Annotated in this window: 13 protein-coding genes, 1 pseudogene and 1 riboswitch; of the genes and pseudogenes, 5 read left to right on the forward strand and 9 right to left on the reverse strand. The window is 74.8% G+C overall.

Annotated elements, in window-relative coordinates; genetic code table 11:
- The 5 genes from cobN to MFF54_RS20700 all read right to left on the reverse strand — a co-directional run.
- Positions 1-3,259 (reverse strand): cobaltochelatase subunit CobN (cobN, locus tag MFF54_RS20680; protein ID WP_238305599.1); only part of this gene is annotated, 3,259 nt, incomplete at its 3' end.
- A 48-nt stretch (positions 3,260-3,307) separates the two neighbouring features.
- Positions 3,308-4,342 (reverse strand): cobalamin biosynthesis protein CobW, encoded by a 1,035-nt coding sequence (gene cobW, locus MFF54_RS20685; RefSeq protein ID WP_238305625.1) that lies wholly within the window; start codon positions 4,340-4,342, stop codon positions 3,308-3,310.
- A 12-nt stretch (positions 4,343-4,354) separates the two neighbouring features.
- Positions 4,355-4,738 carry a DUF1636 family protein gene (locus tag MFF54_RS20690; RefSeq protein ID WP_238305627.1) on the reverse strand — a complete coding sequence of 128 codons (384 nt, stop codon included), beginning with the start codon at positions 4,736-4,738 and terminating at the stop codon, positions 4,355-4,357.
- Positions 4,731-5,474, reverse strand: coding sequence for a CbtA family protein (locus tag MFF54_RS20695; RefSeq protein WP_238305629.1), 744 nt, complete (start codon positions 5,472-5,474; stop codon positions 4,731-4,733). Before MFF54_RS20695 ends, MFF54_RS20690 begins: the two co-directional genes overlap by 8 nt.
- Positions 5,475-5,495: 21 nt before the next feature.
- Positions 5,496-5,672 carry a CbtB domain-containing protein gene (locus MFF54_RS20700; RefSeq protein ID WP_238305630.1) on the reverse strand — a complete coding sequence of 59 codons (177 nt, stop codon included), beginning with the start codon at positions 5,670-5,672 and terminating at the stop codon, positions 5,496-5,498.
- A 37-nt stretch (positions 5,673-5,709) separates the two neighbouring features.
- Positions 5,710-5,901: riboswitch (cobalamin riboswitch) on the reverse strand.
- A gap of 113 nt (positions 5,902-6,014) precedes the next feature.
- Between MFF54_RS20700 and cobU the strand changes: the two genes are divergently transcribed.
- The 4 genes from cobU to MFF54_RS20720 are packed head-to-tail and all read left to right on the forward strand — an operon-like array spanning position 6,015 to position 10,033.
- Positions 6,015-6,533 carry a bifunctional adenosylcobinamide kinase/adenosylcobinamide-phosphate guanylyltransferase gene (gene cobU, locus MFF54_RS20705; protein ID WP_238305632.1) on the forward strand — a complete coding sequence of 173 codons (519 nt, stop codon included), beginning with the start codon at positions 6,015-6,017 and terminating at the stop codon, positions 6,531-6,533.
- A 16-nt stretch (positions 6,534-6,549) separates the two neighbouring features.
- A complete protein-coding gene (gene cobO / locus MFF54_RS20710; RefSeq protein WP_238305637.1) occupies positions 6,550-7,161 on the forward strand; it encodes a cob(I)yrinic acid a,c-diamide adenosyltransferase in 612 nt (203 codons plus the stop codon).
- Positions 7,162-7,174: 13 nt separating this feature from the next.
- A complete protein-coding gene (locus MFF54_RS20715) occupies positions 7,175-8,629 on the forward strand; it encodes a cobyric acid synthase (RefSeq protein ID WP_238305639.1) in 1,455 nt (484 codons plus the stop codon).
- Positions 8,630-8,689: 60 nt separating this feature from the next.
- Complete coding sequence (locus tag MFF54_RS20720; RefSeq protein WP_238305643.1) at positions 8,690-10,033, forward strand: MFS transporter; 1,344 nt, start codon at positions 8,690-8,692, stop codon at positions 10,031-10,033.
- Positions 10,034-10,095: 62 nt separating this feature from the next.
- Here MFF54_RS20720 and cbiB read toward each other — a convergent pair whose 3' ends face one another.
- The gene (gene cbiB, locus MFF54_RS20725) at positions 10,096-11,127 is read right to left on the reverse strand and encodes an adenosylcobinamide-phosphate synthase CbiB (protein WP_238305655.1); all 1,032 of its coding nucleotides are present in this window, start codon (positions 11,125-11,127) and stop codon (positions 10,096-10,098) included.
- Here cbiB and cobD point away from each other — a divergent pair.
- Positions 11,104-12,132 carry a threonine-phosphate decarboxylase CobD gene (gene cobD / locus MFF54_RS20730; RefSeq protein ID WP_238305668.1) on the forward strand — a complete coding sequence of 343 codons (1,029 nt, stop codon included), beginning with the start codon at positions 11,104-11,106 and terminating at the stop codon, positions 12,130-12,132. The genes cbiB and cobD overlap by 24 nt on opposite strands.
- A 142-nt stretch (positions 12,133-12,274) precedes the next feature.
- Here cobD and MFF54_RS20735 read toward each other — a convergent pair whose 3' ends face one another.
- The 3 genes and pseudogenes from MFF54_RS20735 to MFF54_RS20745 all read right to left on the reverse strand — a co-directional run.
- Positions 12,275-12,715, reverse strand: a complete 441-nt coding sequence (locus MFF54_RS20735) for a hypothetical protein (RefSeq protein ID WP_238305671.1) — start codon at positions 12,713-12,715, stop codon at positions 12,275-12,277.
- Positions 12,716-12,722: 7 nt separating this feature from the next.
- Positions 12,723-13,100, reverse strand: coding sequence for a glycosyl hydrolase (locus tag MFF54_RS20740; RefSeq protein ID WP_238305677.1), 378 nt, complete (start codon positions 13,098-13,100; stop codon positions 12,723-12,725).
- A 73-nt stretch (positions 13,101-13,173) separates the two neighbouring features.
- Positions 13,174-13,418 (reverse strand): annotated as a pseudogene (locus MFF54_RS20745) (hypothetical protein); the annotation flags it as partial.

A 13,418-nucleotide genomic window follows, 5' to 3' on the forward strand; every position in this document is an offset into this window, starting at 1 on the left:
CGTCGAGCCCCTGCGCCAGTTCCTGTGCCCCCCGGTAGCCGTGGCGGAGCTGGCCGGCGATCCAGGCGGGGTCGGCGAGGCGGCCGCGGACCAGCCGGGCGACGTCCTCGCGGGCCGTGCGCGCCTTCGGGCGCTCGGGGTCGGAGACGTCGAGGCTGTAGAGGGCGGGCGCGGCGCCCGTGAGCGCCGCCGCGGCGGAGAGGCCGCCCATGGCGTCGGCGGCGGCGTCCCCGTCGAGGAGGTCGCGCTCGGCCACGTCGAAGGCGTGGAGATAGGCGTCGGCCGCCGCCACCCGCGCGGCGAAGCCGTCCGAGGCGCCGGCCGCGTCGCCGTAGGCGTGGTCGCTGGCCGCCAGATAGGCCCGGCCGAGATCGCCGCGGCTCGTCCAGGCACCGTCGAGCGCCGTCTCTGCCGCGCCCGCGCCGTAGCGGCCGGGCGCGGCGCCGAAGACCCGGGCCGGATCCTCGCCGCGGCGGCGGGCGGCGGCGAGCGGGTTCTCCTCGTCGGGCTCCTCGCGCAGCGCCACCGCGCGGGCGGCGCGGTCGATCAGGGCGAGCGTGTCTGGGAAGGTGTCGCGGAAGGCGCCGGAGACCCGCACCGTCACGTCGATGCGCGGCCGGCCGAGGAGCGCCGGCGGCAGCACCTCGAAGCCGGTCACCCGGGTCGAGGCGTGGTCCCAGAGCGGGCGCGCGCCCATCAGGTGGAGGGCGTGCGCCACGTCCTCGCCGCCGGTGCGCAGCGTCGGCGAGGCCCAGAGGTCCATCACCACGCGCTCAGGGTAGGCGCCCTCGTCCTGCAGGTAGCGGGTCACCACGGCCTCGGCGGCCCGGGCGCCGAGCGTCGCGGCGGCGCGGGTCGGGATGGCGCGCGGGTCGAGGGTGGTGAGGTTGCGCCCCGTCGGCAGCACGTCGGCGCGGCCGCGCGTGGGCGAGCCCGAGGGGCCGGGCGCGACGAAGCGCCCGTCGAGGGCCGCCAGCAGCGCCGTTCGCTCGGCCTCGGCGCTCGCCCGGCGTGCGGGTGCGGCCTCAGGGGGGGCGCGGCCGAAGACGTGGAGCCCGTCGCGAAAGGCGGTCTCGCCGAGGTCGCAGAGATGCGCGTCGAGCGCGGCCAGCGCCTCCGGCATCGGCGCACCCGGCTCGATCCCGGCGCCCGCGAGGAGGCCGAGCCCGTCCGCCTCGTCGAGGATCGCGCGGGCGATGAGGTCGGCCCGGCGCGGGTCGAGGACGCTGGCGGAGGCGTACTCCTCCACCTGCTCGCGCAGCCGCATGGTCTGCGGGTCGCGGCCGCCGCGCTGGATCTCGGGGGTGAGGTGGCCGAGCGCGATGCCGCCGAGGCGGCGCTTCAAGGGCGCCGCCTCGCCCGGATCGTCCACGATGAAGGGGTAGATCACCGGCAGCGCACCGACCGCGCGTGCCGGCCAGCAGGCGGGCCCGAGGGCGACCGCCTTGCCGGGCAGCCACTCGGTGGTGCCGTGCGTGCCGAGATGGACCAGGGCGTCGAAGCGCTGCCGCAGGCCGAGATGGAAGGCGAGGTAGGCGTGCGTCGGCGGCTCGTCGGGGTCGTGGTAGCCGGCCTTGCGGTCGCGGGCGCGGCCCCGGTCGGGCTGGAGGAAAACGCCGAGCACACCTCTCCCTCCCCCCTCTGCGGGGGAGGGTACCCTGCGGAGCAGGGGGGGAGAGGGGAACCCGGCTTCAGGAAGGGGCGCGCGCTGCATGCAGGGCGAAGCCCCGTCCTTCATCGTCGCTCCCCTCTCCCGACCCCTGCTGACGCAGGGGCCACCCTCCCCCGCAGAGGGGGGAGGGAAAGCCGTGGCGACGGCCCGGAATCGGAACGCACCGTCCCGGCAGGCGGGGTCGGCCTCCGGGGCGCCCCAGCGCTCCGTCAGTTCGGCCTGCGCCTCGTCCGGCAGCCCTGCGAGCCACGCCCGGTAATCCGCGAGGCTCACCGCAAAGCCCGGCTCGCCCGCCGTCAGCGCCCGCATCAGCGCCCCACCGTCCGGCAGGTCGCCCACGGCGTAGCCGGCCGCGCCGAGATCCGCCGCGATCGCCCGCGCGCTCTCCGGCGTGTCGAGGCCGACCGCGAAGCCGGCCCGGCCGCCGCGGGCCGGATAATCCGAGAGCACCAGCGCGATCCGCCGGTCCGCCCGCTTCGTCCGCGCGAGGCGCAGCCACGCGCCGGCGCGGTCCGCCAGCGCCGCGATGCCGGGGGCGTAGGGCACGGCGCGGCGCTCGATATGGCCCTCGACCTCCGGCGCCTCCTCCTTGTGGGAGATCGGGAAGCCGCCGAGCCGCCCGTCGAACTCGGGAAGCGCCACCTGCATGGCGAGGTCTGCGGCGTTCATGCCCCGGGCCGAGGCCGCCCAGGCCTCGCAGGGGGAGCCGAGCGTGTAGGCCTGCAGCACCGGGCAATCGGCCGCGTCGAGCACGAAGCCCGCATCCTCGCGGGCCGCGAAGGCGGTGGCGGCGATGATGAGATCGGGCTTGCGCGCCGCGATCGCCGCGCGCACGGCCGCGACCGCCTCCGGATCCTTCAGGCTGGAGACCGCGAGGACGAGCGTGCCGATGCCGCGGGCACTGAGCGCGGTCGTCAGGGCGGCGGCGGGCGCTCGGTCGCCGCCCAGCGCCGCCGATCGGTAGATCAGGACGAGCGCGTGCGCGGTGCCCTCGGCCAGCGGCGCGGCGCCGACGGCCAGCGCCCGCTCCAGCGGAACCGGGCCGCAGCCCGGGCAGCACGGGAAGCCCCGGGGCAGAGGGCACGGCGGCGCGTAGCCAAGCTCCCGGCCGATCTCGGCGGCGAGCCGCCGCAGCATCTGCCGCAGGTTGTCCCGCCCGCCCGCGCGGAAATAGGCGTCGAGGTCGGGGCCGAGCTCCGGCGCGGTGGCGTGGGCGTCCAGCCGCGGATCCGGCCGGTCGTCGCCGGGCAGCAGGACGAGGCGCACCCCGTTCGCCCGGGCCGCGGCGGCGCAGCGTTCGATGCCGTAGCGCCAGTAATCGAGCCCGCCGAGGCAGCGGATCACCACGATCCGGGCCCGGGCCACGACGGAATCGACGTAGAGGTCGACCGACATCGGGTGGCGCAGCCGCGCCAGCTTGGCGAGCCGCAGGCTCGGCAGGTCGGGCTCGGCGGCGGCGGCCTCGGCGATGCCGGCGAGGTCCGTGTCGGTGAAGGAGAGGACGACGATCTCGCCGGGCGCCTGGCCCAGATCCACCGCCGCCTCGCCCTCGTCGAGGGAGACCGTGTCGATGCGGACGAGGTGCATCGTGCGCGCCTCCTCAGGTCTCGAGGCGGTCGCCCGCTGCGCGGGCGCTCATCCGGCGAGCGCGGCCGCGACCGCGTCCCGGTCGAAGCCTTTCAAGCCGATCACCACGAGCGTGCCGTCGCGGGCCTCGCCCGCGCGCCAGGGCCGGTCGAAATGGTGGCTCACGCGCCGGCCGACGCCCTGCACCACGAGGCGCATCGGCTTGCCCGAGACCTCGGCGAAGCCCTTGATGCGCAGCACGCCCGCGGTCTCGGCCGCCCGCTCGACGCGCGCGGCGAGGTCGCCCGGCGTCGCGGTCGGCTGCACGGCGAGCGCCACGGTCTCGAAATCGTCGTGGTCGTGATCCTCGCCCGCGCCGTGATGCGAGGGGCGGGCGTCGAGGTCGTCCTCGGCCGCGGCCCCGAGGCCGAGGAGCACCCGCGGGTCGATCGCGCCGCGCTCGGTCTCCACCACCTTCACGGCGCGGGGCAGGTGCCCCTCGACCTCGGCGCGCACGCGCGCCCGGGTCTCGGCGTCGATCAGGTCGGACTTGTTGAGCACCACGAGGTCGGCGCAGAGGAGCTGGTCCTCGAACACCTCCTCCAGCGGGTTGTCGTGATCGACCGCCGCGTCCGCGGCGCGCTGCTCGGCCAGTGCGTCGGGATCCTCCGCGAAGGCGCCGGAGGCGACCGCGGGTCCGTCCACCACCGCGACCACGCCATCGACCGTGACGCGCGAGCGGATGGCCGGCCACTGGAAGGCCTGGACCAGGGGCTTGGGCAGGGCGAGGCCCGAGGTCTCGATCAGGATGTGCTCCGGCGGCTCGGCCCGGTCGAGGAGGGCGGTCATGGCCGGCACGAAGTCGTCGGCGACCGTGCAGCAGATGCAGCCGTTCGGCAGCTCGACGATCGCGTCCTCGGTGCAGCCCTCGACACCGCAGGCGGCCAGGAACGACTTGTCGAAGCCGACATCGCCGAACTCGTTGACGAGGATGGCGAGGCGGCGCCCGCCCGCGTTCTCGACCACGTGGCGCACCAGGGTGGTCTTGCCGGCCCCGAGGAAGCCGGTGACGATGGTGCAGGGCACCTTCTGGACGATGGTCATGACGGGAAACCTTCAGCCCGCTTTGGCTGCGGGAAACGGGGGGATGCGGGCGACGACGCCTTTGCGGAAGGCCTCCGGCCGCTCGCGCCAGGGCACGATGCCGTCAGGCGTCCCGGCGTAGCGCTCGAGGCCGTCGAGGATGGTGCGGGCGGACGCGACCGGGTCGAGGTCGCCGTAGATGTAGGTCCAGCGGTCGGCGCTCGCGACCGCGACCGTGCAGGGCCGCTTGCAGACCGAGAGGCACTCGACCGGCTCGATCCGGAGCGCGGCGTCCGGGCGCAGGTCGAGCTCGGCGCGGAGCGCGTCGAGCAGGCGCGCGCCGCCGCGGGGGCCGTCCGGTGCGTCGTCGGCAGCGCGGCAGGTGGTGCAGACGTAGAGGATCGTGTCGTCAGGCACGGGCTGGCCGCTCCCGTCCGAAGACCTGCCAGGCCCAGCCGAAGCTCAGGCCGATCACCGCCCAGAACACGAAGCCGACCGCGAGCGAGCGGGCCGCGAACTGCGCGGCGAGCCCGGCCGGCAGCTCGGACTTCGCGGCCGCCACCTCGGGCGCCCCGGCGATGTGGGGGGCCACGATCAGCACGAGGCCGCCGAGGATCGTCACCGCGGCCCGGCGGATCGCGATGAGGTAGAGCCCCATGCCGGTGGCGAGCGCGGTCATCAGCCACCACGCCTGCCGGGTGGCGAGGGGCGCGGCCTCGCTGCCGGGCAGCTCCGGCGGCAGGCCGAGCGCGGGCGCCAGGCCCACGCTGACGAAGCCCGCCACCGCGAAGGCGAGCGCCCGTTCCGGGGTCGGGTCGCGTCCGAGCGCCAGCATCACGGCGCCGAGCAGCAGCGCGTAGCCGACGCCGCCGACGAGCGTGGCGAGGCCCGTGAAGAGGATGCGCGGCAGGCCCTCGCCGGGCTGCCAGGCGGGGGCACCGTGGTCGTGCGATTCACCGCCATGGGCGAGGTGCAGAAGGGCGCCCTCGAAGCGCGCGGGCACGAGCGGCAGCGCGGCGCTGTGCGCCGTGCCGCTCTCGTAGCGCTCGGCCTCGATGATCAGCGGGGAGGTGAGGGCGACCTGGAGGCCGGTCGCGACCACGGCCGCGAGGAAGCCGGCGGCGAGCGCCGCCGACAGGAGCCGGAGAATCATGAAGCGGGTGGCTTCAGGCGGTCAGTGGCAGGGGAAGTTCTGCGTGTGACGAAAGTCGTGCGCGGCGTTGTGCAGCGCCTGGGCCGGGGCGAAGCCCGCCATGAAGACGAGGCCGAGGCCGAAGAAGGCGGCGAGCACCACGGCGCCGAGGCGCTCGTTCGTGCGGGTGGCGCCGAGGGTCTGAACCTGAGTGGTCATCGCGACAAATCTCCGGCCGCCCCACCGGCGGCGTTCGAGGAAACACGGGCGGACGGCAGGTCTCCTGGCTCGCGGATCCTCGCGCCTGCCGCCTTCCCGGAACACCCGGTGGCTGGTGGCAGGAACTCGCCGCTCACAGTTGCGGGGGCAGCCGCGGAATCGAGGGTCGCCCCTCTCACCGCATTCCCTTTTCACCCCCCGAGGGGGCACCGTCCATCCTCGCTCATAGCCTGCCGGGACGACAGGCACAACGCGTCCGCGTCGGACTTTCGGACAGGATCCCCGCAGGATCGCGGACCTCCGGGCTTTGACGGCCGGCGCCGCGGCGGGCAAAGGAGCCGGATGCTTCAGGCCGCTTCCCGGATGACCCTGGTGCTCGGCGGCGCGCGCTCGGGCAAGAGCGCCTACGCGGAAGCGCTGATCGAGGCGCATCCGGCGCCCTGGCTCTACCTCGCCACCGCGCAGGCGTGGGACGACGAGATGCGCGAGCGCATCGCCCTGCACCGGGCGCGGCGCTCGGGCGGCTGGATCACCCGCGACGTGCCGATGGACCTGCCCGCGGCGGTTGCGGAGGCGAACGGCCCGGTGCTGGTCGATTGCCTGACGCTCTGGCTCACCAACCTGATCCTCGCCGAGGCCGACGTGGCGGCGGCGGGCGCGGCGCTCCTCGCCGCCTGCGCGGCGGCGCCGGGGCCGGTGGTGCTGGTCGGCAACGAGGTCGGCCTCGGCATCGTGCCGGACAACGCGCTCGCCCGCCGGTTCCGCGACGAGGCCGGCCGCCTGCATCAGCGCCTCGCGGCCGAGGCCGACCGCGTCGTCTTCATGGTGGCGGGGCTGCCGATGACCGTGAAACCGTGTTGAAACCCGGAGCCCAGCCATGAGCGACGAGGCCGCAGACGCCGAGCGCCACCGCGAGAAGATGGCCAAGCGCAAGGCCGTGCAGGACGCCGAGGTGGCGGAGAAGACGGTCGAGAAGGGCCTGCTCATCGTCAACACCGGCCCAGGCAAGGGCAAGACGACGGCGGCGCTCGGGCTGATGCTGCGCGCCCTCGGACGCGGCTGGCGCGTGGCCTGCGTGCAGTTCATCAAGGGCGGCTGGGACACCGGTGAGCGCCACGCGATCCAGGCCTTCGGCACACAAGTCTCCTGGCACACGCTGGGCGAGGGCTTCACCTGGGAGACTCAGGACAAGGCCCGCGACATCGCCGCCTGCCGCCACGCCTGGGCGCGGGCCGAGGCGCTGATGGCCGACCCGACGATCCGCCTGCTCGTCCTCGACGAGCTCAACATCGCGCTGCGCTACGACTATCTCGACCTTGCCGAGGTGGTCGCAACGCTCCAGGCTCGCCGGCCGGACCTCCACGTCGTCGTGACGGGCCGCAACGCCAAGCCCGCCCTGATCGAGGCCGCCGACCTCGTCACGGAGATGGGCAGCGTGAAGCACCATTTCGCGGCGGGCGTGAAGGCGCAGGAGGGGATCGAGTTCTGATGGTCACGCGCGCATGACCCGTGCCCTGATGATCCAGGGCACCGGCTCGGATGTCGGCAAGTCGCTGATCGTGGCCGGGCTCGCGCGCGCCTACGCGCGGCAGGGCCTGCGGGTGCGGCCGTTCAAGCCGCAGAATATGTCGAACAACGCCGCCGTCACCGCCGACGGGGGCGAGATCGGCCGTGCCCAGGCCCTGCAGGCCCGGGCCGCCGGCGTCGCGCCCTCCGTTCACATGAACCCGGTCCTGCTCAAACCCCAGAGCGAGGTCGGCTCCCAGGTCGTGGTGCAGGGCCGCATGCTCGCGACCGTCAAGGCGCGCGACTACCAGGCCTGGAAGCCGCGCCTGATGCGGGCGGTGCTCGACAGCTTCGCGCGGCTGCGCTCGGAGGCCGATCTCGTGCTGGTCGAGGGCGCGGGCTCGGCCTCGGAGGTGAACCTGCGGGCCGGCGACATCGCCAATATGGGCTTCGCCCGCGCCACCGACACGCCGGTCATCCTCGTCGGCGACATCGACCGGGGCGGGGTGATCGCGAGCCTCGTCGGCACCAAGGCGGTGATCGAGCCGGGCGACGCCGCGATGATCCGGGGCTTCCTGGTCAACCGCTTCCGCGGCGACCCGAGCCTGTTCGCGGACGGCATGCGCCTCATCGCCGAACACACCGGCTGGGAGGCCCTGGGGCTCGTGCCGCATCTGCCGGCCGCGGCCCGGCTCCCGGCCGAGGACGTGCTGGGACTCGCGGGCTCGGAGCCCGGTAACACGGGGGTGAAGATCGCCGTGCCGGTGCTGCCCCGCATCGCCAATTTCGACGATCTCGACCCGCTGCGGGCGGAGCCCGGCGTCGCGGTGGTCCTGGTGCGGCCGGGCGAGCCGATCCCGGGCGACGCGGCGCTCGTGCTGCTGCCGGGCTCCAAGACCACGATCGACGACCTCGACGCCCTGCGCGAAGAGGGCTGGGACATCGACATCCGGGCGCATCTGCGCCGGGGCGGCCGGGTGCTCGGGCTCTGCGGCGGCTACCAGATGCTCGGCCGCACCCTGTCCGACCCGCACGGGATCGAGGGCCCGCCCCGCACCGTGCCGGGGCTCGGCCTCCTCGACGTCGAGACCGTGATGACGCCGGAGAAGTGTCTGGAGGCGGTGACCGGCACCAGCCTCGCGGACGGCCTGCCCTTCGCGGGCTACGAGATGCATATCGGCGCGACCTCCGGGCCGGACACGGCCCGGCCGCTCCTCAGGCTCGCCGACGGGCGCCTCGACGGGGCGGTCTCGGGCGACGGCCGCGTCTGCGGCACCTACCTGCACGGCCTCTTCGCCGACGACCGGCAGCGCGCCGCCTGGCTCGCCCGCCTCGGGGCGGAGGCCGGGGGCGTCGCCTACGAGGCCGGCGTCGACGCGGCGCTCGACGCGCTCGCCGGACATCTCGCGGCGCATGTCGATCTGGGGCGCCTGCTGGCGCTGGCCCGCTAGAACCGGCGCCCTAACCTGAACCTCAAGTCCCCGGCCCGTTCCGGGGCGGGGGAGGACGACATGACGCCGGAGCCGCCTCAGGTCGACGCGCGCCTCGCGCACGACACCGTCCGCACGGTGACCCTGCGGCTGATGCCGCTGCTCGGGCTGATGTACCTCATCGCCTATATCGACCGGCAGAACATCTCCTACGCCAAGCTCCAGATGGTCGGAGATCTCGGCCTCAGCGAGAGCGTCTACGGCCTCGGCGCGTCGCTGTTCTTCCTCGGCTACTTCCTGTTCGAGGTGCCGGCCAACGTGATCCTGGAGCGGGTCGGCGCGCGTCGCTGGTTCGCCCGCATCATGTTCACCTGGGGGCTGATCACGGTCCTGCTCGGCTTCACCCAGAACGTAACGATGTTCTACGCGCTGCGCTTCCTGCTGGGCGTGGCGGAGGCGGGCTTCTTCCCGGGCGTGCTCTTCGCGCTGACCCTGTGGTTCCCGCAGGCGCATCGCGCCCGGATGATCGGCTGGTTCATGATCGCGAGCGCCTTCGCCAACGCGGTCGGCGCGGCGATCGGCGGCGCGCTGCTCGATCTCGACGGGCTCCTCGGCCTGAAAGGGTGGCAGTGGGTCTTCGTGGCCACCGGCCTGCCGGCCCTGATCCTCACCGTCGTGGTGCTGCGCATCCTGCCGGACGGGCCGGACCGGGCGCCCTGGCTGGCGCCGGAGGGGAAGGCGTGGCTCTCCCGCCAGCTCGCCTTCGAGCGCGAGAACGGGGGGCAGGTGGAGCATCACAACCCGTTCGCGGCGCTGCTCGACCGGCGGGTCTGGATGCTGGCCTCGGTCTACATCGCCTTCCCGCTCGCGGCCTACGGGTTGAGCTACTGGCTGCCGACGGTGGTGAAGGGCTTCGGGGCCTCGAACACCGCCAACGGCTTCATCAACATCGTGCCGTGGATCGTCACCGCCCTCGCGCTCTGGTGGGTGCCGCGGCGCGCGGCCCGGACCGGCGACCAGCTCTGGCACGTGGTGGTGCCGGGGCTGGTGGCGGCCGCCGCCCTGGTTCTGAGCGTAGTGCTGCCGGGCTCCGCCCTGAAATTCGCCTGCCTGTGCGTGGCGGCGGCCGGGGTGTTCTCGGCGCAGCCGGTGTTCTGGTCCCTGCCGCCGACCTTCCTCAAGGGCGCGAGCGCTGCGGCCGGAATCGCGGCGATCAACTCGGTGGGCAATCTCGGCGGCTTCATCGCGCAGAACGCGGTGCCCCTCATCCGCGACCGCAGCGGCAGCGACCTCGCGCCGATGTACTTCCTGGCGGCCTGCCTCGGGCTCGGCGCCTGCCTGATGTTCGTGGTGCTGTCCGCGCTCCGCCGCGACGCCGCCCGCCGCGGAGCTGTGATCGACGCGGTGGCACCGCGCACGGTCTGACGTCGCCGCATCCCCTTTGCCCGCGCGGGGAGAGGGGCCCCTTTCCGGGCCGGGATCCAGCCTCAGAGCAGGAACCCGCCCCCCGCGGCCGCGAGGGCGAGCCCCCAGAGCAGCGCGCAGGCCGTGCGGTAGAGCGCGAGGGCCCGCTCGATATCCGCCGGGGCTGCCGCGGACCGTCCGTCGCCCATCCAGGCATCCGCCACCACGGTGCCGCCGTAGACGCGCGGCCCCGCGAGCGCGAGCCCCAGCGCGCCCGCCATCGCGGCCTCGGGCCAGCCGGCATTGGGCGAGCGGTGCTTTCGCGCGTCGCGCCGCACGGCCGCGAGCGCGTGGCGGGCGGAGGGCAGCCCCCCTGCGCTCCGAGCGCCGGCACCGCCACGGAGCCCCTGCAGCCCCGCCGCGGCCACGATCAGCCCGGCGGTCAGCCGCGAGGCCGGGAGGTTCACGAGGTCGTCGAGCCGCGCGGCCGCCCAGCCGAAAGCCTCGTGGCGCGGCGTGCGATGGCCGATCATGCTGTCGGCGGTGTTGACCGCCTTGTAGAGCGCGCCCCCCGGCAGGCCCCCGAGGCCGATCCAGACGGCCGGCGCCACGATCCCGTCGGAGAAGTTCTCGGCGAGGCTCTCGATCGCGGCCCGGCAGATCGCGGCCTCGTCGAGGGTCTCGGGGTCGCGCCCGACGATCATCGACACGGCGCGCCGCCCGCCCGCCAACCCCTCGTTCCGCAGGGCGCGGGCGACCGCCGCGACGTGGTCGTGCAGGCTGCGCTGCGCGGGCAGGCTCGCGCAGAGGAGGGCGAGCAGGAGAAGGCCGCCATAGGACCCGGCGAGGCCGGCCAGAGCCGTCAGGGCGAGCGCCGCCGCCCCGACCGTGCCGAGCAGGACGACAAGCGCCAGCACGCCCATAGCGCGGCGGCGTCCGGAGGTGCCGCGGTTCAGACCCCGGTCCAGCGCCGCGATGAGGCGGCCGATCCACGTGACAGGGTGCCCGAGCGCCCTGTAGAGCGCGTCCGGGTAGCCGGCGGCGGCCTCGATCGCCAGCGCCAGGGCCAGGACGGCGAACGTGGCGGGCGGATGAGCGAGCGGGGTCCAGGACATCGAGGTTCCGGCAGGGTCGCGAGCGCGCCGGTGGCGCATGGCGGCGATCTGGGGGCGGCGCGCGCGCTCTTCCCGGAGGCGCCCGAGCCCTGGATCGACCTCTCGACGGGGATCAACCCGGTTCCCTATCCGTGCCCGGCGCTCGAGGCCAGCCTGTGGCAGCGCCTGCCCGCGGCGGCGGACGCGGCGGCGCTCCGGGCGGCGGCGGCCGAGGCCTACGGCGCGCCGGACCCGGATCACGTGGTGCCCGCGCCCGGCACGCAGATCCTGATCGAGACCCTTCCGCGCCTGTCCCCGCCCGCCCGCGTCGCGGTGATCGGACCGACCTATGCGGAGCACGCCGCCGCCTGGGCCCGCGGCGGCCACGCGGTGGTCTCGGTCCCGGAATTGACCGCGGTGGGCGACGCGGCGATCGTCGTCGCGGTCAACCCGAACAACCCAGACGGGCGCGTCCTCGCGGGCGACGAACTGCTGGCTCTGGCGCGGGATCTCGGCCGGCGCGGTGGGCTGCTCGTGGTGGACGAGGCCTTCGGCGACCTGGAGCCCGCGCCGAGCCTCGCGGGCGCACTTGAGCCGGGGCTCGTGGTGCTGCGCTCCTTCGGCAAGACCTACGGCCTCGCGGGGCTCCGTCTCGGCTTCGCGCTCGCGGTGCCGGAGACGGCGCGCGGGATCGCCGCGGCGCTCGGGCCCTGGGCGGTCTCGGGGCCGGCGCTCGCGATCGGCCGGGCGGCGCTGGCCGACCGGGCGTGGCGCGCGGAGGCCGCCGCGGCGCGGGCCGCCGATGCCGCCCGGCTCGACCGGATGCTCGCGCGGGCCGGCGGCGCGGTCGTCGGCGGCACCTGCCTGTTCCGGCTCGCCCGCTTCCCCGACGCGCCCGGCCTGTACGACCGCCTCGGCGCGGCCGGGATCTACGTGCGGCGCTTCGCCGACCGGCCGGACCTGCTGCGCTTCGGCCTGCCGGCCGACAAGGGCCAGTGGTGCCGGCTCTCGCGGGTGCTGCGCTAGGGCCGGCGACAGGGGCGGCGACAGGGGCGGAACGCGATCCGCCCGGCCCTGCGAAGGGCCCGCAAAAGGGCGTCCTCCGTCCCGCACGCACCGCGCCGGGGAGGGACCGCCGCGGCGGATCCCTCACAGCGGCTTCGCGCGCTTACTGGCCGGTGGTCGAGCCGGTCGTGGTGGTCGACTTGACCGGCTTGGAGCCGGGTTCGTGCGACATGGTCTTCGTGCGGGACTCGACGCTCTCGCCGTCCCGGACCTTCGTCTTCGTATGCGACTTCGAGAAGGTGCCACCGTCGTGGGCCATCGCCTTGGACTGCCCGTTGAGCCCACCGTTTCCGGTCTCGTTGACGTGCGAGCGATCCATGGTCTTGCCGCCCGCCGCGCTCCCGCCGGTGGCGAGGGACGAGCCGGTCGATCCGTTCGCGCCGGTCGAGGTCCCCCCGGTTCCAACGGTCGAGGCGGAGGTGCCACCGGCCGCGGCCGAGCCGGCGGTGCCCCCGGTGGCGCTCCCCCCGGCCTGGGCCTGCACGGCTGCCGGGATGACGAGGAGCGAGAGGGCGGCGATGGGAGCAATCAACCTGGCCATCATGTCAGCCTCACTTCGTGCCCTTGGGAACAGTGACGATGCAGTCGCCATCGCCGGTGGTCGTCATGGTGGTGCCGCCGGAGCTCGAACTAGCGGCCGAGCTGCTGGTCGATCCGGTGCCGGACCTCGTGGTCACGGAGGGGCCGCCCGTGGTCGAGCTGCTTACGCCGCCCGGGCCGGCCGTGACCGAGCTCGACAGGGTGCCGGACGTCTTCGCGTCATCGGCGTGCACGACCTTGCACGGCTTGCCGTTCGGGCCGGTCGTCACGGTGGTCGAGCCCGAGACCCCGTTCGGGCCCGTCGTGACGGTGCTGGTCTGGGCGTGGCTTGCGGCGGCGGCGGCGAGGACGAGGGCGCCGCCGAGAAGCGGCATGATCAGGCGAACCATGGTCCAGTCTCCTCGAAAGCAAGGAGGGCGCGATCCTGCTGGACCGCGCCCAGTGCTTGAACCCGATTCCGGCTCAGCGCTTGTTGTGACCCGGGGCGTTCTCGGAGTTGCCCGGACCGCTCTTGTCACGGCCGGGCGCGCTGCCCGACTTGCCGGCGCCGTCGGACATCCCGGCCGACGAGCCGCCCGTGCCGACCGAGGAGCCGCTCGTGCCCTTGCCGGCCGAGGAGCCGCCCGTGCCCAGCGTCGAGGACGAGCCGCTGCCCGAACCGGCCGACGAGCCGCCGGTGCCGACGGAGGAGGAGCTGGTGCCGCCGC

It is taken from the genome of Methylobacterium gregans, assembly GCF_022179245.1.
GTDB lineage: Bacteria > Pseudomonadota > Alphaproteobacteria > Rhizobiales > Beijerinckiaceae > Methylobacterium > Methylobacterium gregans.